This window comes from Vibrio sp. Vb2880 (assembly GCF_033337975.1).
In the GTDB taxonomy this organism is placed as follows: domain Bacteria; phylum Pseudomonadota; class Gammaproteobacteria; order Enterobacterales; family Vibrionaceae; genus Vibrio; species Vibrio alginolyticus.
Map to the genome: position 1 here is coordinate 248,626 of NZ_JAWORT010000001.1, position 19,919 is coordinate 268,544.

14 protein-coding genes are annotated in these 19,919 nt (G+C 48.4%); 7 read left to right on the top strand and 7 right to left on the bottom strand.

All coding sequences use genetic code 11. The annotated features are described in order from the left end of the window. Positions 1-84: 84 nt before the first annotated feature. Positions 85-2,121, bottom strand: a complete 2,037-nt coding sequence (locus tag R7M92_RS01075) for a TonB-dependent receptor (protein WP_025768678.1) — start codon at positions 2,119-2,121, stop codon at positions 85-87. Positions 2,122-2,371: 250 nt separating this feature from the next. On the opposite strand from R7M92_RS01075, the gene R7M92_RS01080 reads away from it, so the two are divergent. The 5 genes from R7M92_RS01080 to R7M92_RS01100 are packed head-to-tail and all read left to right on the top strand — an operon-like array spanning position 2,372 to position 9,620. Beyond that, positions 2,372-3,583 (top strand): hypothetical protein, encoded by a 1,212-nt coding sequence (locus R7M92_RS01080; RefSeq protein WP_318132514.1) that lies wholly within the window; start codon positions 2,372-2,374, stop codon positions 3,581-3,583. Further along, positions 3,580-5,412: an IucA/IucC family protein gene (locus tag R7M92_RS01085; RefSeq protein WP_318132515.1), complete on the top strand. Its 1,833-nt coding sequence runs from the start codon at positions 3,580-3,582 to the stop codon at positions 5,410-5,412. Before R7M92_RS01080 ends, R7M92_RS01085 begins: the two co-directional genes overlap by 4 nt. A 6-nt stretch (positions 5,413-5,418) precedes the next feature. After that, positions 5,419-6,624 carry an MFS transporter gene (locus R7M92_RS01090; protein ID WP_318132516.1) on the top strand — a complete coding sequence of 402 codons (1,206 nt, stop codon included), beginning with the start codon at positions 5,419-5,421 and terminating at the stop codon, positions 6,622-6,624. Beyond that, positions 6,596-8,425, top strand: coding sequence for an IucA/IucC family protein (locus R7M92_RS01095; RefSeq protein WP_318132517.1), 1,830 nt, complete (start codon positions 6,596-6,598; stop codon positions 8,423-8,425). Before R7M92_RS01090 ends, R7M92_RS01095 begins: the two co-directional genes overlap by 29 nt. Then, the gene (locus R7M92_RS01100) at positions 8,418-9,620 is read left to right on the top strand and encodes a type III PLP-dependent enzyme (protein WP_256900205.1); all 1,203 of its coding nucleotides are present in this window, start codon (positions 8,418-8,420) and stop codon (positions 9,618-9,620) included. The genes R7M92_RS01095 and R7M92_RS01100 overlap by 8 nt, the downstream gene beginning before the upstream one ends. Before the next feature lie 74 nt (positions 9,621-9,694). On the opposite strand, the gene R7M92_RS01105 is transcribed toward R7M92_RS01100, so the two are convergent. From R7M92_RS01105 to R7M92_RS01115, 3 genes are read right to left on the bottom strand one after another with little or no spacing between them, the layout of a single operon-like run. After that, complete coding sequence (locus R7M92_RS01105; RefSeq protein WP_318132518.1) at positions 9,695-10,939, bottom strand: ABC transporter substrate-binding protein; 1,245 nt, start codon at positions 10,937-10,939, stop codon at positions 9,695-9,697. 2 nt (positions 10,940-10,941) lie between these two features. Further along, positions 10,942-12,372, bottom strand: coding sequence for an ATP-binding protein (locus R7M92_RS01110; RefSeq protein ID WP_301950263.1), 1,431 nt, complete (start codon positions 12,370-12,372; stop codon positions 10,942-10,944). Continuing rightward, positions 12,362-13,069 (bottom strand): response regulator, encoded by a 708-nt coding sequence (locus R7M92_RS01115; RefSeq protein ID WP_005383484.1) that lies wholly within the window; start codon positions 13,067-13,069, stop codon positions 12,362-12,364. Before R7M92_RS01115 ends, R7M92_RS01110 begins: the two co-directional genes overlap by 11 nt. A gap of 253 nt (positions 13,070-13,322) precedes the next feature. On the opposite strand from R7M92_RS01115, the gene ptsG reads away from it, so the two are divergent. Further along, positions 13,323-14,765: a glucose-specific PTS transporter subunit IIBC gene (ptsG, locus tag R7M92_RS01120; RefSeq protein WP_318132519.1), complete on the top strand. Its 1,443-nt coding sequence runs from the start codon at positions 13,323-13,325 to the stop codon at positions 14,763-14,765. 95 nt (positions 14,766-14,860) lie between these two features. On the opposite strand, the gene R7M92_RS01125 is transcribed toward ptsG, so the two are convergent. Further along, positions 14,861-15,307 carry a DUF302 domain-containing protein gene (locus tag R7M92_RS01125; RefSeq protein ID WP_318132520.1) on the bottom strand — a complete coding sequence of 149 codons (447 nt, stop codon included), beginning with the start codon at positions 15,305-15,307 and terminating at the stop codon, positions 14,861-14,863. Between the two features lie 227 nt (positions 15,308-15,534). Here R7M92_RS01125 and R7M92_RS01130 point away from each other — a divergent pair, with 227 nt between their 5' ends. Then, entirely contained in the window at positions 15,535-17,526 is a 1,992-nt protein-coding gene (locus R7M92_RS01130; RefSeq protein ID WP_318132521.1) for a U32 family peptidase, read from the top strand. Positions 17,527-17,555: 29 nt separating this feature from the next. On the opposite strand, the gene R7M92_RS01135 is transcribed toward R7M92_RS01130, so the two are convergent. Next, positions 17,556-19,205 carry a glycosyltransferase family 39 protein gene (locus R7M92_RS01135; protein WP_318132522.1) on the bottom strand — a complete coding sequence of 550 codons (1,650 nt, stop codon included), beginning with the start codon at positions 19,203-19,205 and terminating at the stop codon, positions 17,556-17,558. Next, on the bottom strand, positions 19,202-19,918 hold the full coding sequence (locus tag R7M92_RS01140) for a class I SAM-dependent methyltransferase (RefSeq protein ID WP_154204080.1): 717 nt from the start codon (positions 19,916-19,918) through the stop codon (positions 19,202-19,204). The genes R7M92_RS01135 and R7M92_RS01140 overlap by 4 nt, the downstream gene beginning before the upstream one ends. Between the last annotated feature and the right edge of the window lies 1 nt (position 19,919).

Sequence of the window (19,919 nt, forward strand, 5' to 3'; positions counted from 1 at the left end):
AATACATCCCGTAGGCTCTCGGGGCTAAACATCCTCAATATGAGGCAAAAATCGGCTAACAGGCGCTAACTACGCACAAAAAGCCTAGAACTGATATCCGTAGCTGAGCATGAACTCGGCTGGTGCGCCGTAGCCAATCTGGTTTAAGCCAGACGTGCCGTTTGTTGCGCCAAGAATGTATTTCTCATCCAAAATGTTGTAAGCGTTCGCTTGGATTTTGTGACGACCAGTGGTGTACGCCGCCATCAAATCCACCGTTGTGTAATCGCCAAGTGCGACGGCTTCGTCGTTACCTGCGTAACGGTCGCCCACGTACTTCACACCACCGCCTAAACGCCAGTTGTCATCCAATTGGTAAGTGCTCCAAAGAGAGAACAAGTGGTCTGATACATCGTTAGGCTTTTTGCCTGTGGCTTTGTCTTCCGCATCTAAGTAGCTGTAACCCACAGAGATGTCCCACTGTTTGGTGATTTGACCGCGAGCCTCTAATTCAATACCTTGGTGACGCACTTCAATTTTATCGATCACATCGCCGTCCACGTTAGTTTGTGGTTGCTCTTGATCAATCTGGAACAGTGCCGCATTCAACATTAATGCGTTATCCAAAAGGTACGCTTTCGCACCCACCTCTTTTAAGTCGGTGTGGAAGAATTCCGCCAATTTTGGATTGATGTAGATACCAGCGTACGGTAACTGCCAAGAGCGCGCTAAACTGGCGTATACGGATGTGTCGGAATTGATGCGGTATACCAAACCAGCACGGTAGCTGACTTTGTCATCATCCAATTTTTCCTTATCTGAGCCCGCTTTTTGTTGTTCGAGTTCCATCGAGTCGTAACGCACGTTACCGATCAAAGAAAGGTCACCCCACGTATAGACGTCTTGCACATACAAACCTGTCGTGGTGGTGGTATTGTCACGAAATGGCTTAAAGCCCGGATCAGGCGTTGGACCAACGACTGGGTCGTAGATATTTTGCGGAGGAAGCGTTTTGTCACTTGCCAACGTTAGGTCGATATCGATCTGGTTGAAATCTGCACCCACCATCAATTGATTGTCCCTGGTTTCCCAAACCAACTCAGATTGTAAAGTGGTCGTAGTACGTGGATCGTAACCAAAGTTGTTAACGGTTTGAGACACTTCATTACCCGTCACTTTGCCCTGACGCGTGCCTTTTTGCTCAAGTTCGATATGGTTGAACGCCGCTCGGTTGTTCCATACCCATTGATCATTCAGACGCCATTCGTAATCCACCGCAATACGGAGACTGTCTGACTCCTGATAGTCGTTTGTGCCGCCAAAGTAAGTGCTTACTGGCAAATCAACTGGCTTGCCATTTTTTGATGGCACACCACGATACGGCACTAGTTCTTGATGGGCGTATTCCACGTCAATATCAATGGTGTGACCTTCCGCTGGTAACACACGAATGGTCGGTGCAATGAAGAAATCGTTTGAATCAACATGATCAACGTACGAGTCGGCTTGACGGTATTCCAAGTTAATACGCCCGTTGACCTTATCTGTAAACGCCATTGAGCTGTCGACCTGACCAACATACTGGTTGTTGCTGCCTACACTACCGTTTACGTGAGTAAAATTCTCACCGTTAGCGCGTTTCGTCACCAAGTTGATGATGCCCCCAGCCGAACCACGGCCATACAAAGCACCCGCAGGGCCTTTCACAATTTCAACGCGTTCAACGTTCGCTAAGCTGCGGTAAGACTGCAACGTACCGTCATCTCGCAAGCCATCACGGTACATATCGTTGAGTGAATCAAAACCACGTATCATGAACTGATCGCGGCTGCCTTCGCCCAAGGTGTTATTGACCCCGGCTACCCCATCTAGCGCATCCACTAAGCGCACCGCGCCTCGGTCTTGCATTTCTGTTTTCGTTACTACGGATACCGCTTGTGGCACATCAAGCCATTCCACATCGGTTTTGGTGCCTGATTGAGGCATGTGTTCAGCATAACCTTCGTACTGATGCCCGAAGACTTGAATCGTTTCAGTTGCTGATGAGGTTGAGTTCGTCTCTTCTGAAGCCACTGCGCTTGGTGCTACTAGTGAAGAACCAATCGCGACCGCCAAGGGGGTCAGGGTCAATAATTTATTCATTCCATAATTCCGTTTAGTTGTTATAAAGCCAACGGATGGAAATAAGAACAAATATTATTTCTATTTGCAATATTAATTTTATGCTCTATATTTATTTACCCTAAAAACACAACTAACAACAAAAAAAACCAAACATCATAACAATAAATACTAAAACTTCTGCCCTCCGTCTCGCGAGAGGCACATTGGAAGACGACCGTGAGCGACTTTATCAACGTTAGAAGAAAATGTTAGAAAATTAGGAAAGCTCATGAAATCTACGATGATTATCGTAAGTCATGTCGTTAACGATGCAGTCACTCACGGCTTTGTGCCTGCAGCTAAAGCGATGGACCTTCACGTCGTTCTTATCACCGACCATAAGCTCAGCCATTTAGAGCTGGCGAGTCGTGATAGTCACTTTAATCCGGATACCATTCTAGAATGTGATGTCTTCAACCCATTAGAACTCATCGAAACCATCACGGAGCATGAATTAAAACCAGACGCTATTTTCAGCAATAGTGATCACTTACAAACTTCCACCGCCATCTGCGCGCAATTTTTTGGCCTCCCATCCAAAGATTGGTCTGTCACGTTAAAGGCCAAAAACAAACACTTAACTCGACAAGTGTTAAATGAAAAATCCTTACCCAACACACAAAGCTGTTTGCTGCATCGCCATTCGAATGTGGCATTAGGCATGGCCTTCCCTGTCGTAGCAAAACCCAAAGAAGGCGTGGCAAGTTTAGATGTGCAACGCTGTGACTCCCAAAGCGAGCTCGATGCTTACTGCGAGGCGTTTTGGCAAAAGCACCCAAACGCCGCCATTCTGGTGGAGCAGTTTCTTCAAGGACCGTTGGTTACGCTCGAAACTTTAGGAGACGGTAACCAACTTATCGCCGTGGGCGGTTTTGATGTGTCGCTCTCTGAGCCGCCTTACTTTATCGAAACCGCCGCAGACTGGAACGGACCAAACGGCATTGCTCACCGAGAAGCTTGCTTGGCTCAACTGAAAGCGTTCGGCGTTGGTTTTGGAGTTTGCCACAGCGAATTTATCATCACGGAAAACGGCCCAGTTCTGGTGGAAATCAACTACCGCAGTATTGGAGATGGCCGCGAATTCTTGCTCAATAATCTCGCTCACTTCGGCTGGTTTAGCACGATTTTGGGTCTGCATCTGGGTCGAAGATTGGACGGCGATTACCAAATTCACGGGTCAGCGCACGTGCACTACGTAGTTGCGGGACACAGTGGTGTGATTGACGGAGGTTCGACGTCGTTCATCCAACACGATGACGATATCATCACCCAGCAACAGGTACTAAAAACCGCTGGAGAACACTTCCAACAGAGTTATTCCAATAAGGATTATCTCGCCCGAATTTCGATTGTCTCACCATCAGGGCGAAACCTCGACCAATCGCTGCAGAACGCGCTTAGCAATTTCGATCTCGCTCCGACTCGTGAGGTGGCAGCATGAATGACAACGCTTTGTATCTAACGCAACGATTGATCGACACTTGCTTGCGCGAAGACATGTTTGGCATTTTGTCGAAGGCCAAGTTCAGTAGAGACGCGCCAAAAGGGGTAATTGTTCCTCAAGACGAGCAAGTCTGGCTGATATTTGCCAACTCTGATTTCACGTTGTATTTACCTGTTGCGCCAACGTATTACATGCAGCACTGGCGCTACGGTCACGCCAATGACGAAACACCACCAGGTTGGTGGGTGGAGAAAAATGGCCAAGTCGAGCATCAACAGCATTACAAAGAGTGGATTGCGCTACTAACGACACTGGCGCATGAGAGCTCTCACGAATTGTTGGCGGGGTATCTTCAAGAACTGGAATGTGCAGAGAAACACAAAGCGCTATGTGACCAAGCGTTTCATCATCACGCAGACCACATTTCTCAACCAATATCCGAGCTTGGTTCTTGGCATCAAAAACTGCTGCTAGCCGACCAGATCGCTTCTTACCTTGACCACCCGTACTATCCAACTGCGCGGGCGAAGTTTGGCCTGAGCGATGAAGACCTTGCTAAGTACGCGCCCGAGTTCGCACAAAGCTTTGCTCTGCATTGGATTGCGATTGAAAAATCACTGGTAACATTAACCAGCGGACAACCTGATTGCTGGCCAACAATGGAGCAAGTGGGGCTTCCTGCTGATTTTGCACTGAGCCACGTTCTGTTCCCTGCACATCCGCTCACCCTGCGATCTTTAGAAGCCTTACCCGAAGGTGTGATAGAAGCGCCTTTAACGTATCTAGACGTGACGCCGACGCTTTCCGTTCGTACTGTGGTCGTCAACGAGGCACCGCACATTCACATCAAGGTTCCGCTGATCATGCGATCGCTAGGCACGAAAAATATTCGCTTAATCAAGCCTTCAACACTGTATGACGGCCACTGGTTTGAACGCCTACTCAGCCACCTTGAACAAACGGACGCCGATTTAAACAGTCGCTTGTTCCATTGCAACGAAAAACACGGTGGACACGTCGGCGATGATAAAACCTTCGCGTACATCGTACGTGAGTACTCACTTACTCATTGCGAAGACAAAGCGTTAGTTCCGGTTGCAGCACTAGCAAGCCCAATGCCTGACGACCGCTTGTTCTTAGAACATTTGGCAGAACATTACTATCAACAAGATACGCTGGCGTGGTTCCAAGATTACGTCGATCTATTATGCCAAGTGCACCTCACCTTGTGGCTTCGTTATGGCATCGCATTGGAGTCCAACCAGCAAAACGCCATCATTGCATTTGATCAACAGGGCAAAATGACGCTCGCGATGAAAGACAACGACGCGGCGCGAATTTGGCCAGAGCGCTTCCACTTTGCAACAGAGCATGCTGCCCAAAAACACGGCGCAAAACTACTTCCAGTGGATTGCGATGAACTGCTCGATCAACGCATCAAAGTCGACAATGAATTGGCGCTCGGTCAGATGTTTACCACCATCACATTACAATTGGATATCGCAGCGATTGTAGAAGCCATGGCAGCGAAGGGCATTGCCTCTTCAGCATCGCTTTACGCCATCGTGGCCAAAAGCATTGCAGAGCAACTCAACCGATTGGAAGGCGAAGGGTTAGAGACAAAACTGGCTCGCGAGTTACTGCAAGAGGCACCTGATTTGTACGCCAAGTACTTGTTGAGCTCTGGCAGTTTGCTCTCGAAAGAAGCCTCCGGCGCGAGTGACATCAATAAGTTCTATGGTTTGTCGGCCCCGAACTTCTTACTGCTTTCTAGCGAAGAAGCGCAGCGCGCCTACTTAGAAGCCATCAAAAAAAGCGTACGTTAAACGATTATGACCAAACTCATCTACAGTGTGTTGTTGTGCCACTTTATCGCTGCGTTTGCCGCGTTAGGTATGCCGCTATTTCTACCCGTCGTGTTGCCAACATTAGGCGCAAGCATTGATGCGGACTGGGCAGGGGTATTGTTTATCCTACCTACGTTTTGTACTGCGTTGGCGGCGCGATTTTGGGGCAACTTTGCCGATCGCTACGGTCGCCGCCGCTCACTCTTGCGTGCGCAACTTGGCCTTGCAGCAGGTTTTGCGCTGTGCGGCTTGGCAGACAACCTCGCCATGTTTGTGTTTGGTCTTATTGTTCAAGGAACCTTTGGCGGCACCATGGCCGCCTCGAACAGCTACTTATCTAGTCAAATTAAAGAAGCCAAAACACTCGGCAAGTCACTCAATAAAACCCAACTATCTGCTCGTTTGGCGCTGATCGTTGCGCCCATTGGGCTCGGCTGGAGCTTGTCCGAAACCAACCCACTCAACGCGTACCTGTGGTTATGCGTTTTGCCTTTAATTGCTATGGGCATCACGTTAACACTGCCAGCGGATAAACCCGCCGACCAAAACCTCGAAAAGCCAAACTCAGAACCTCAGCAAGAAAAACCGGTTGCACAGAAAAACGCAATGCATGCCATTCGTTGGATCTTCTTTGCTCAATTTGGGTTTGCGTTTTCTATGGTGGTGACCTTTCCTTATTTCTCGCCGTTTGTGCAGCAATATGGCTTCACTAACCACGCATGGATCGGTTTTTTGTACGCACTGCCGCATGGCGTCTATCTGTTGCTGGCAGGCAAAATCCACGTGTTGTCAGATGGGCTGAGTCGCCATCAACCGCTGCGCACGTTGTGGCTCGGGTTTGCATTGCTTGCCGTGAGCTCTGCTTTGCATTTGATTGCGTCCGAAACCGCACTCATTGCTGCGAGAATTATCTTCGGCATCGCGATGGTGTGTTGTTATCACGGATTGCATCAGCATCTTGCGAGCAATCTGGATCGCAAACTCAGTGGCAAAGTATTTTCTCGCTTTGATGCCATGTCCAAATGGGGTGGCGTGGCAGCGGGATTTTGCGCTTCTTTCATTTCTAGCTTGGGGCTACTTGAGGTTCCTTTCCTACTTTCTGCGATAGTCAGCGTAATCACCTTGATCGCGCTGGTTCTCCACTCAAAATTTGGAAATCAACATGTTACAAACTCAATCCTCTCAGACTAGCGAGTTGCGCGCGCATGAGGTGCAGCTCAACCGTGAGAAAGCCCAACTCAACACGATAATGGGTGTTCTTAATTGTTACTTACGTGAATTTGCGCTACCGAATCAACAAGTGGAATGGCACTACCAATCGACATCGCTACCCCAAACGTTAAAACGCAACTATCCCGCTAAACAGCGGATAGCCGTTCATCTTTCTCAACAAAATGGCGTGTTGGTTTTGCCGATTCACTACGCGAGCAAACTGGGCAAAATCAAATTGGCAGAACTGCCGTGGGCGAAAATGCCGGGATCTGGTTGGGCGAAATTGGATGCCACGCAAACTCTTACGCTTTTGCTTAACTATCTCAAGCAGGTGTTGGCGATCCCATTTAACCATGAGCTGATCGAACAACTGGAAAATAGCGTGCTGGTTACCGAGCAGTTTCTCAACGTCGCGCCCAAATCGCATCACAACGAATTTATCGCTTCGGAACAATCTCTGATTTGGGGGCATACTTTCCATCCGACCCCGAAAAGTCGTTCGGGCGTCACCATGGATGATCTCTTGGCGTTTTCTCCAGAAGTCGGCGCGCAAGTCCCGATGTACTGGTTTGAAGTGGATACGTCCTTACTTGATGTGCTGAGTTCTGACGGAGAAGCTAACCCTGCGCAGCGCATGCTACAACAGCTCGCGCCACAACACACCGCCAGCAATGAGAAGACCCTCTACCCTTGCCATCCTTGGGAAAGCTACACCATTTTGAGCAACCCAAGCGTGAAGCGTGCCATTGAGCAAGGCAAGATCACACCACTGGGTTTAGGTGGTGAAAAGATGCAGCCGACCTCTTCAGTTCGTACCCTCTACCACCCAGATATGGACTGGTTTGCGAAATTCTCCATCAACGTACGATTAACCAATTGCGTGCGCAAAAACGCGTGGTACGAACTCGACAGCGCCGTGCAGCTCACGTCGATTCTCAAACCGATTCGAGAAAACGAACAGCTGCACAACCCCGTATTTAAAGTGATGACGGAGCCTTACGCTACCACGTTGAATCTAGAAAGTGTCGCTGAGCGCAATTGGGATGACAACACCAAAGCACGCGAATCGTTTGGGATTTTATACCGCGAAAATTTCTCGCTGAGCGAAGTCGACATCTTAAAACCAACCCTCGCTGGCGCTCTGTTTGCTTACGACAAAAACGGCAACAGTTGCATTGCTCAACGCCTTAAAAACAAAGCGCGTACTACGCAAAATCGCTATTCCGACATCGCGACACTGTGGTTTGAACGCTATTTGCATTGCCTAATTCCGGGTGTGTTTAACTACTACTTCAAACACGGGGTGGCGTTTGAGCCACATTTGCAAAACACCTTGATTGGCTTTGAACAAGAGATGCCGTGTTGTGTTTGGATTCGTGATTTGGAAGGCACCAAGTTACTGCCGGAGTTCTGGCCAGCAGAAACTTTAACTGACTTGTCTGAACGCGCGCGACAATCGGTTTACTACAGTCGCGAACAAGGCTGGAATCGCATCGGATACTGCACCTTTATCAACAACATCAGCGAAGCGATTTTCTTCATCGCAGAAGGTGACGAGCCACTAGAGCAAACGCTATGGAATGCGGTGCAAAGTGCCATTGTGCGTTGGCAATCAGTGAATGGAAAACAGCCGGAACTAGAAGCGTTGCTGAATGGCGCTCACTTCCCGAGCAAAAATAATTTCACCACGCGTTTGATGCAAAAAGCCGATAAGGAGTCGGGCTATACCCAAGTCGCCACGCCTTGGCAGCAACACGAAAAAGGAGCGCAACATGTCTAATTCCCTCTCTCTACCGACACTCGTTTGCCAACAAGTTCACACACTCGCACAGCAGCAAAGTCAACCCTTGTGCGCATACGTGTATGACCTAAGCGCCTTAGAAGAACACATCAAACAACTGCGTCACGTTTTGCCGAGAAATGTCGAGCTATTTTACGCAGCCAAAGCCAATCCATCGGGCCCGATTCTTAAAACGCTCGCGCCGTATGTCGATGGTTTTGAAGCGGCATCTGGCGGGGAGTTGACACACCTCCACCAGCAACAACTCGATAAGCCATTGATCTTCGGTGGCCCCGGAAAAATGCTAAGTGAATTGCAACAAGCGATTGAGCTTGATGTTGATGCAATTCATGTCGAAAGCCTCACCGAGCTACAACGCATTGGAGCACTAACCGAGCGCCTCAACCGCCCTGCTTCGATCTTTTTGCGTATGAACATCGATATTGGCGACATCACGCTCAGCAAGTTGGCGATGGGTGGCAAGCCGACTCCATTTGGCTTGGACGAGTCCGAGCTGAGTAATGCTTTGATGTTGCTGCGCGATTTCCCGCAAGTGTCACTCAAAGGCTTCCATTTTCACTTGATGTCGCATCAGCTCGATGTTGAACGTCACTTAGCGTTAATGCAGCGCTATTTCCAAGTCGTGAAGGCGTGGCAACAAGAGTTTGAACTAGGTGAGCTGATGATCAACTTGGGTGGAGGCATGGGGATTAACTACCAAAACCCTGAGCAACACTTTCCGTGGATGGAGTTTTGCGACAAGTTGGAATTCCTCATCGCCAAAGAGCAAGTGCAAGACTGGACACTGCGTTTTGAATGCGGACGTTTCATCACGGCAGCATGTGGTTATTACGTGATGGAAGTGCTGGATATTAAGCAAAATCTTGGCGAAAACTTTGTCATCGCACGCGGGGGGACTCACCATTTCCGCACGCCAGCAGCGCAGAGCCATGATCATCCATTCGTCATCCTGAAAAGCGAGCAACACCATGAGATTTCTCACCCAATTCAGCATGCACAAGCGACCTTTGTCGGCCAGCTTTGTACGCCCAAAGATGTGCTAGCACGCAATCAACACGTCGCCCACGTCGATATTGGTGATTACGTTGTGTTTACCTTAGCGGGCGCGTATGCGTGGAACATCTCCCATCAAAACTTCTTGATGCATGAACCGCCGATCTTCCACTATTTTTAAACGGCATACTTCGCTTTACTCAAGCCCCAATCATTGGGGCTTTTTTATTCCATCTCGGCACAAATTCATTGCCATTAACCGCTTTGCGAAATAGCAATAATGCGTTTTATCAGCTCGTCGGGTTCCATCTTGGGATTGCGGTAAAAACGGAAGATTTCCGAGTTTATCGCTTGCTGAGCAACCGGATTGACCGCCATCGAATCAATCATACTCGGCACAGCGAGGTTGTGTTTAACGCCATAATGAAAGTCTTGATATGACTGGACCTGACATGGATTGAAATCGCTGATGTCGATATCGGTGCGTACCGGAATCGAGCCTTTTACCTTATTGAACTTAGCTTGAAACTCGACGTCTGCCAGTGCGCTTGCGGTTTGCTGAGCCGCCTCGGCAGAAAACGACTTGCTCGACATAAACACCAAGCTGTCCATGTTGTAGAGGAATACACCATCGCTGTCCGGCGTTGGGTAACAGCCGACCTCTTGCGGGACTGAGACTTGATTGGCGAGCAGCTCACCTAAAATCCAATCTCCACCGATTTGAAACAGTGCTTGACCGTCGGCTAACGCTTGGGTCGCCGTATCCCACTTACTGTCAGGTAATTGGTTGTCGATCAACAAGCTCAGGCGACGAAATTGCGTCAGCGCTTGGCGCAGTTTTTCGCTGTCGATGCTGTCTCGCTCAAGCTTAACCATTGCATTGGTGTAGAACTCAACGCCGCCAGTGGAGATCACTAAGTTCTCGAAAAGTTGGGCGACTTGCCACGGCTGCTCACCGACTGCGATCGGTACAATGCTATTGTGCTTAGCAAGTTCCATGGCAGCGAACATCTCTTGCCAATTTTTCGGCGCGGAAAGATTCAGTTGTTTAAGCAGCTTGTGGTTGACCCACAACCAGTTCAAGCGGTGCAGCGTAAGTGGCAGGGCGATATAGCCGTTTTGTGTTTTATTGATTTCGATAGACAGCGGGTAGAGCACCTCGTCCCAGCGCTGCTCATCCGCTACCGCGTTGACGTTGTGCAAAATACCGATGGCATCCCACGCCTTAATACTTGGCCCTTCGATTTGCGCGAAGCTCGGTGGGTTGCCCGCCAGCGCGCGAGCTTGCAGTACCGTCATCGCGCTGTCGCCACCACCGCCTAGCACCGGGCTTTGCAGCAGCTCAATATCGTGCCGTTTTAGCTGAGCTTTGAGTGTTTGCAGCGCTTGCTGTTCGCCGTCAGAAGTCCACCAATGTAAAAACTCTACCCCTTGTGGCGACTCAGCGTGAGCGACGCAAGGGGCGAGCAACAGTGGGAACAAGAATGCCAGTTTGTTCATAGTCAGTCTCTCGGGAAAGTCAGCGTGGCGCAGAGGCCGCCAAACTGAGAATGGCTCAGCAACAAGTTGCCGCCATGAGCCTTTGCAATACTCTGTGAAATGGTTAACCCCAGCCCACTGCCTTCTTTATCGTTGCTAGCGCGGAAGTATGGCTGGCAGAGCTTTTCAAGTAATAAATCGTCAACACCGTCACCGTGGTCTTCAATTTCAATCTGGATCGACTCTGGGCTTTCACTCAGCGTAATGTCCGCTTGATGGCCGTATTTGAGCGCGTTATCGACCAGATTCTGAATGCAGCGCTTAATCGCTAACGGTTTACCAGCAAAGTGGGTGCGGATTTCACCGTGGATGCGAATCGTGTCCGGCGCATCGGCGATATTGGCGGAAATGTGCTGAATCAGTTGGGTGAAATTGATCGGCTCGATTTCCTCGTGGATATCGGTCTCTTTAATGCATTGCAATGCGCCTTTGACCATCAAATCTAGGTCGTTACTCAGGCGGATAAAGCGTTCTCGGTCGGCGTCGTCATCTAGCATTTCCGCCCGCAGTTTTAGACAGGCTATCGGCGTTTTCAGATCGTGGGAGATGGCGCTGAACAGCATCTCGCGGTCTTTAATGTGGCTGTCGATGCGTCGATTCATCTTGTTAAACGCACGTACCGCCGCTTTCAGTTCGTTACTGCCGCGCTCAGAGACTTCGGGCACGTCTAATCGGCTCGACATCAGGGTTGCGGCTTTTGCCAGCTCTCGAATGGGTTGAATTTCTTTGCGAACGATAAACCAGGTACACAGCAACAGCAGTAACGCGGACAGCAATAGCGTCAGCCATTGGCGCAACTCAAAATAGTTCGTCTCTAGGTTGATGTAAGGCGCGGGTAGCACCGCCGCGAGATAAAACCATTCGTTCTGTGCGACTTCGACCTGCATCACCAGAATAGGCGGATTGAGGTCACCAAACGAAAGCGAATAATGCGCCCACAATAGCGGCAGTTCGTCGATAGGTAGCTCGTTGTTGAACACTTTGAGTTTGTCGCGCTGGGTGAACTCCACCTCGATATTAGGAATGCCGCTCAACTCACTTTCTAATACCTCGCGAACTTGGTTGATGACCAACGTTTTGCGTTCGCTCTCCGGCAGCGGGTCGACGTTAATCTGGTGGTTGTTGAGTGAGACGAAGAAGCGCGTGCCGCCCATATTGCGTAGTTGATTGAGCACCAAGTGGCGGTATTCCGAAGGGAGGGTTTGAAAGAAGGCGATGGTAGAAGAAGCACTCAGTGCTAAGCTTTTGACCGTGGTGGTCAGGCCTTCTTTATCACGTTCGCTGGCGTGTTGATACCAGATAATCCCGGATAATACCTGTGCCAAAATGATCACCAGCAACAAGAACACACTGGTGCGAACGACCAGTGATCCCGTCCAGCGTTTAATTCTCATAATGCACGTCCGTGGTCAGCATGTAGCCTTTGTTGCGCACTGTTAGGATCAGCGAACGGTCTTTATCTTCAAGGTGATGACGCAAGCGGCTGATCTGCACGTCAATACCGCGTTCAAACGGGTCGGCATCGCGTCCCCAGATCTCGCGCGCAATGTCATCGCGAGACAATATTGATTGCGCGTGGTTGACGAACAAACCGAGCAGCGACAAATCCGCGCCACTAAGTTGCTTAACCTCGCGGCTAGCAACGTGGGTCAGTTGCCGGGTTACGGTATCTAATAACCAATCGTCAAAACGCACTTTACGCGTCAGTTTGCTATTGGCGGTCGATTGGCTGCGTCTCAGAATCGTTTTGATGCGCGCGAGCAGTTCACGCGGACTGAATGATTTGGTGATGTAGTCGTCAGCGCCCATTTCTAGCCCTGCGACTCGGTCGGCTTCTTCGGTGACGGCGGTCAGCATGATGATCGGGATATCGGAGTTTTTGCGCAGTTTCTGGCACAGGGTAAAACCGTCTTCACCGGGCATCATAATATCGAGGATGATCAAATCAGGATGGTGATCGTTGAGCAGTTGCCACATCACGCCGCCGTTTTCCGCGCAAAGCACTTCAAACCCAGCGCGGCCAAGGTAATCTGACAACGCTTCGCGAAGGTCGAGGTTGTCATCGACGACCAGTATCTGCTTGTTTTCCATCCTACTTTCCCTGTGCCTGTCCCTGAGTTTGGCGCTGGCCAGTATGATGCATTCTTAAACGCACATTCACAATCGAGCCGATTACAATTTTCACTTCTCGGTGTAAGAGATTTGTAAGCGGCCACTTACAAACTGATTGCCTTTTGTAACCTTAGGCGCCGCCTTGCTCGCTATGATCATCCTGACCTTACGTGAAACAACATGACCTGAAGGAATCAGGTCCTACAACACTGGCATTCATCAGGAGGAAACCATGTTTGCAAGTATATTTGGACAACTACAAAAAATAGGGCGGTCATTGATGCTGCCTGTGGCGGTGTTACCGGTGGCCGGCTTGATGCTGGGGATTGGTAATGCGGGGTTTGCGTTTATTCCAGACGCGGTCAACAAAGTGATGCTCGCCGCCGGTGAAGGCGTGTTCGGCAACATGCAGTTGATGTTTGCGGTCGGTGTGGCGCTCGGGTTATCAAAAGGCAATGACGGTGCGGCTGCGCTCGCTGGCTTAGTTGGCCTAATTATTATGAACGCATCGCTCGGTATCGTGACTGGCTTGCGCGGCTTAGAAACTGACGCGACCATTATGGGCGTTGAGACGCTGCAAACCGGGGTGTTTGGCGGCATCTTTATCGGTGCGGTCGCGGCAATCATGTACAACCGCTTCTACAACATCAAACTGCCGGAATATTTGGGCTTTTTCGCGGGTAAGCGATTTGTGCCCATTGTCACCGGTCTATCGGCGATCGTTGTTGGTGCGATTCTCGCGTTTGCATGGCCACCTGTCGGACAACTTCTTGATGCATTTTCTCATTGGGCAGCGTACCGAAACCCTGTACTCGCGTGGGCGGTTTACGGCGCGGGCGAACGTTCATTACTCCCTGTTGGTTTGCACCACATCTGGAATGCGCCGTTCTTCTTTGAAGTCGGCAGCTATGTAGACCCAGAAACCGGCAAAGAGTTTACTGGAGAGCTCACTCGCTTCTTCGCGGGCGATAAAACCGCAGGTTATCTGTCTGGTGGCTTTATGTACTCCATGTGGGCACTACCAGCAGCGGCACTGGCGATTTACCACTGCGCGTCTCCAGAGCGTAAGAAAATCGTCGGCGGTTTGATGATGTCTGCGGCGTTGACCTCTTGGTTAACCGGTATCACAGAGCCAATCGAATTTACCTTCTTATTCGTCGCACCAGTGCTGTACGTGATCCATATTTTTCTTACCGGTATTGCGTTTGCGATCACCGCATTTTTGGAAATCAAACACAGTACGGACTTTGCGCACGGCGCGATCCAGTTCTTCCTTTACTACCCAATGTCGACCAACGCGTGGATGTTCATCATCATCGGTCCAATCTGGGCGACGCTGTACTACGGTTTGTTCCGCTTTCTAATTGTGAAGTTGGATCTAAAAACGCCGGGCCGTGAAACCGACATTGCAGAAGTGAAGATCGCCGGACAGCCTGATGAAATCGCGGTAGATGTAGTCGCTGCATTGGGCGGTAAAGCCAATATCAAGTCAGTCGATGCGTGTATCACCCGTCTGCGTGTCTCAGTGAAAAACATTGCCAACGTTGATGTTGCTAAGCTAAAAGCACTTGGCGCGCGAGATGTGTTAGTGATTGGCGACAGTTTACAAGCGATTTTCGGTACGCAGTCTGACTCAATTAAGTCAGAAGTACACAGCGTACTCGCCACCTCCTGATCTTACCTCCCCCAATCTAGGTAAGATTTGCCAACCTCCTTGTGAGGTTGGCTTTTTCGTTTTCGGAGTAAAAAAAGCGAAGCCAATAACTAGCCCTACTTCGCCGCCGCGTTGGTTAAATTGCCCAGCACGCCGCTGATTTTGTTCAATACCTCGTCACAGCCTTCAATATGATGGCGCTGCTTTAAATACATAGGATCGTTATAAGCTAACCACGCTTTGCCTTCTGCATCTTCATACACCAACACTTTTTGGGGTAAATCGAGCGCCACTTCCTGCGCACAGATCATCAGTGGTGTGCCCACTTTAGGGTTTCCAAACACGATAACTTCAGTTGGTCGCAACGTCATATCGACTTTCGTGGCATTCTCTTGGTGGTTAATGCGCGCAAAGACGTTCAACCCTTTTTCTTGCGCGATAGCGACAAATTTATCCGCCGTATCTTTTGCTGAATGCGTGCTCGCAACGGTTACCACGCCCTCACCAGCCAACGCACTCAATGACGTCAACGCCACTACCAACCCGATGATTACTTTTTTCATTTGTCGTCCCTTCCTCTCTCTGAGTCGAAAACTAAATATAGAAAAACCAAGTGTAGGAAAACTATAGAAGTCAAATTCCGCTCTCGCGAATTGCACTCTACCCACTCAAGAGTCGACCGTGTAACACGGATTAATTGATTCAGATTAATAAAGCATTAACTAGCCGAGCATCAAAAGCGTGAAATACGTAACATTTGCAGCCTATTTTAGTAAGAAAGAGAAAAGTAGTGACACGCGATCAATTTGAGTTATTAGCACCCGGTGGTGATTTAGATTCCATCAAAGCCGCCATTGCCGCTGGCGCCGATGCAATTTACTGTGGGCTCGACCGCTTCAATGCTCGTAACCGAGCGACCAACCTCACCTTAGATAACTTAAATGGCGTGTTAACGTTAGCCCATCAGCACAGCTGTAAGATTTTCCTAACGTTGAATGTGCTGATTTTAGAAAGTGAAATTCCGGCGATTGTTCGCTTACTCAGCCAACTGAACACCACCAAAATCGATGGCGTGATCGTGCAAGATCTCGGTCTGGCCTACATTCTCAAACATCACTTTCCCGATTTGGATGTGCACGCTTCAACACAACTGAACACGCATAACGAAGGCCAGATCCTCTTTCTCAACCAGCTCACCGCAAGCCGAGTAAACTTATCTCGCGAACTTAACATCGATGAAATAAAACATCTGGCGCAATTTGGTCGCGAGCACAACGTAATGATGGAAGTGTTTGTCCACGGCTCATACTGCATCGGATTCTCCGGAATTTGCTATATCAGTTCCGCTCGCAATGGTGCATCAGGTAACCGTGGACGTTGCAGTCAACCTTGTCGCGAACAGTACGAAACGACCAAAACAGGCAACAACTACCCACTTAATATGAAAGACAACTCCGCATTTAGCGATTTAGAAGCGCTTGCTGATGCGGGTGTGTATTCGTTGAAAGTGGAAGGCCGCATTAAGAAATCCCACTACGTGTACACCGTGGTCGATAACTGGCGTAAACAGATTGATCGCTTGTGCGAGGGTTTGGAACTCTCTGAAGACACCACAGAGTTATACACGGTGTTCAACCGTGATTTCTCCAACGCATTTTTGCAAGGTGATTTCGGCAAGGCGATGTACATCGACAACCCGCGCGACCATGCTGTAAAGCATTTTTCGAAGGTTTACCAATGCCAGTCTGCTGATGATGTACAAGCGGTGAAAAAGAAACTCTACGATGACAAAACCGCGATCATTGAGAAAGTGGCAGAGCAAACTAAGTCGTTCGATGTCACTTCAACACAAGTATCCGGCAGCAGCTTGAAAGGGTCGATTGATGTGCCAACTCTGCCAGCGTTACCTCAACCAGAACCTCGCCAAGGTGCGCCAAAATTATCGGTTCTGATCTCGTCAGCACAAGAAGCCATGCTGTGCGAATACCACGACGTTGATGTTTACTATCAATTGCCAATGGGATTGTCTGGCGAACTGAGCGCGATGATTGAGTTATTCCAAGCCAATCCAATGCTCAAACCTTGGCTCCCGGCCATTTTGATTGGCGAAGACTACCACGCCGCGCGCGTATTTTTGGAAACCATCCAACCTGAGTTGTTGATCACCAACAACTCAGGCGTCGGCATGATCGCAAAAGAGCTCGGCTTAGGCTGGGTGGCTGGCCCACAAATGAACACGGTGAACTCATACGCGTTTAAATGCCTTCAAGACGAGTTCGCGGCAAGTGGCGCGTTTGTTTCTAACGAGCTGAATATGAAGCAGATGCGTCACATAAAGCGTCCGAAAAACATGCGCAGCTTCTACAGCATTTATCATCCAAATACCCTACTCACTAGCCGCCAATGTTTGTTCCAACAAACCGAAGGTTGCCGCAAAATTAAGGTTAACAAAGGCTGTTTGAAGCGTTGTGACAAGCGCACATCGATCATCAACCTAAAAGACAACCCGTATGTGGTGCAAAAACAAAAAGGTAACCACAATTCAATCTACAGCGAGCACAACGTCTTAAACCTGCAAGTGCTGCACGATCTGCCGCAATTGTTTACCGATGTGTTGATCGATCTGCGTGATATCCAGACCGAAACGAAAGTCTCAGCAAGCAAACCTGAGTTGATTGACGCGTTCTTAGCTCTACTTGAAGAGTACAGCGAACAAACCGTCCAAACGCTGAATGCCATGATTCAACCAACAGCCAACGCGCAGTATTTGAAGGGGTTGTAGAGGGATATTTCTAGATTCTACAACCTTTACTAAGGGCTAAATAAATAGGGGTGACTCTCAGGATTGCTTTGCCTGAGCGCCTCAATGCCAAGGTGAGAAAAATACCAATGAAGAGTACAAGTACCATCTTGGGACATCAGTGTATACGCTCCGGAGTTGAGCCATATCTTCTCTCCGACAGACACACCAACACCATCAATAAAGCAACGGTTCAAGCGATCACTCTCAAGCACGTACCAACCCGAGCGCAGTAAATCGCCTCGAACACTAGATTGTGTTTTTAACCCAAGAGTCAGAATAAACGGAGCCATAGATACATAGTGTTGCCGAAGAGCATCACGGTCCTCCTCTAATAACCAATCAGGAATTCGATAACTTTCGACGATGAGTATCGGCTTTACTGCACGAATTTCCTGCCAAACGTCATACTGACCCCGATAGTAGTTGTCTATCTTGATGGCAGATGTTCGCCAATGATAAGTAGATGGACGAAAAAGACCTATTCCTTCATAGGCAAAGACAGCGTCGTCAACTTGCGTGTGCCTTTCTATGAATGTTTGTAGGGCGACTTGGTGCTGATTATTATGTTGTACCGGATAGTGGAGGATACGAGCAATCACAATCAAGAATAGTACGATACAAGTGACGACCGTCCCTTTCGACCACTCCCGAGTAGATGAAACAACGTACTGGATTGAGAACGCAACAAATACCGCAAGTATAGGGTAAAGTGTGACCAAGTTATATGCATGATAGTGGGGGTTAGCCAAAACCGACAACACAGCTAATATAACCAAAGCTATCAAAAACTGAGCTTGCTTAAACGACAGTACTTTCCACTTACCGACACATATTCCCACTCCTATGAGAGCAAACAGCCAATAAACAATATCATGTAAAAAGTACTGTATCAGTACATCAACCTTCAGAGAGTTTGCGTCACTAACATGCGATGTCGAATACAGAAATAAATCAAACGTCGTGTACAAAAACAGTTCAAGTGAAGAGATTCCAACGGTCGCAACAAACAAAGCTACGCAAGAGATAATGCCTAACAAAAGCGCACTGACATCCAAGACAAAGTCACGTACGGAGCGCTTTTGAATTAGCCGAATAAGCCCGAAGAGCCCAATCACTACGCCAATCAAAATCGCCTTAAATTTGAAGAGTATCGCAAGCCCGAATAATAACCCCACCCAAAACAATTTATGAGCATCACTTCCTGGGCACACATACAACACAATGATTATTTGTAACCAAAGAAAAAGAATAACGAGGTCAGGACGAAGGTCAATGCCACGCATCACCATCGCAGAAGAGGCAAAGAGCAATAACAATGTAGTGAGTGCAATATTGACTGTAAATATTTGGCGAAGAAGCACATAAACTTGCCAACCTATCGCCAACAAAAACAAAACAAAAAACGAACGAAAAACGTAAATAAGCTCGAATCGTTCGCCAAAGAAAAAGTAAACTGGCGTCATCCAATCAAAAAGCAAAGTATAGCTATCAACATTGAAGTCAAGATTCGGCCGTTTCCCAACGCTCATTAACCATGTGGTATAAAGCGCCATGTAATCATCATTAACGAGCGCGAGATTGAATATGATGTAAACATAAAAACCGAATAACAGACTTAAGTTAATCCCAAGTAGCCATCTAACTCTTGCTTCACTCATCGCTTCTTAAGTATCCAAACTTGTTTCGTTTTGAGTAAACTCGGCCAAATTGACTCAAGCCATATCAACGGGCGCATTAAAATGCCTGGAATAAAGTTATAGACAAAGCTAGGAAAGAGCAGGATCACTTGAGAGTCTATAACCTCGAAACCGTGTGCATCTGCCAGCTTGTAAATACTAGATGTGCTATTGGTGTAAACATCTCCTCCTAGCTGTTCAGAAAAAAGTCGGGTCCAAGTTCGCGGAGACCACCTTAGGCTATCAAAAATAAGATATCCTTCTGGTGCAATTACCCGTTCAAACTCCGAAAACAACCGATCTTGATCATCGCAATGAAACAGAAAACGACTAGATAATACTACTGAAAACTGCTGCTCTGGATATGTCGTTGAATAGATGTCTTGTTTAGAAAAATGTGTTTTTTGGAACAAAGGGTTCTCGTAACAAACTGCGAGCATCTCATCAGAGTAATCTGCCGCATAAACTTTTTTAAAGCCAGACGCCTTAATAGTTGGAAGCATTCTTCCCGTGCCACAGGGTATATCTAGAATTGACTCTTGCAAGGAGCAGATATTAAGAAACTGTGAAAACAAAGACACTTCAGACTGATGTACAAATTGTCCACCAACATTTGAAAAACGTAGATCTTCATACTTTTTCACCGTTTCAGAATCACTGTAGAAATCTTGTTTTTCTTGCCGATTCGTTTTCATA

Excerpts from the sequence above, each read along its gene's own strand:
- R7M92_RS01135 (WP_318132522.1), bottom strand. The coding sequence starts at position 19,205 with ATGAGTGAAGCAAGAGTTAGATGGCTACTTGGGATTAACTTAAGTCTG.
- R7M92_RS01090 (WP_318132516.1), top strand. The coding sequence starts at position 5,419 with ATGACCAAACTCATCTACAGTGTGTTGTTGTGCCACTTTATCGCTGCG.
- ptsG (WP_318132519.1), top strand. The coding sequence starts at position 13,323 with ATGTTTGCAAGTATATTTGGACAACTACAAAAAATAGGGCGGTCATTG.
- R7M92_RS01125 (WP_318132520.1), bottom strand. The coding sequence starts at position 15,307 with ATGAAAAAAGTAATCATCGGGTTGGTAGTGGCGTTGACGTCATTGAGT.
- R7M92_RS01115 (WP_005383484.1), bottom strand. The coding sequence starts at position 13,069 with ATGGAAAACAAGCAGATACTGGTCGTCGATGACAACCTCGACCTTCGC.
- R7M92_RS01105 (WP_318132518.1), bottom strand. The coding sequence starts at position 10,939 with ATGAACAAACTGGCATTCTTGTTCCCACTGTTGCTCGCCCCTTGCGTC.
- R7M92_RS01075 (WP_025768678.1), bottom strand. The coding sequence starts at position 2,121 with ATGAATAAATTATTGACCCTGACCCCCTTGGCGGTCGCGATTGGTTCT.
- R7M92_RS01100 (WP_256900205.1), top strand. The coding sequence starts at position 8,418 with ATGTCTAATTCCCTCTCTCTACCGACACTCGTTTGCCAACAAGTTCAC.
- R7M92_RS01140 (WP_154204080.1), bottom strand. The coding sequence starts at position 19,918 with ATGAAAACGAATCGGCAAGAAAAACAAGATTTCTACAGTGATTCTGAA.
- R7M92_RS01080 (WP_318132514.1), top strand. The coding sequence starts at position 2,372 with ATGAAATCTACGATGATTATCGTAAGTCATGTCGTTAACGATGCAGTC.
- R7M92_RS01095 (WP_318132517.1), top strand. The coding sequence starts at position 6,596 with ATGTTACAAACTCAATCCTCTCAGACTAGCGAGTTGCGCGCGCATGAG.
- R7M92_RS01085 (WP_318132515.1), top strand. The coding sequence starts at position 3,580 with ATGAATGACAACGCTTTGTATCTAACGCAACGATTGATCGACACTTGC.
- R7M92_RS01110 (WP_301950263.1), bottom strand. The coding sequence starts at position 12,372 with ATGAGAATTAAACGCTGGACGGGATCACTGGTCGTTCGCACCAGTGTG.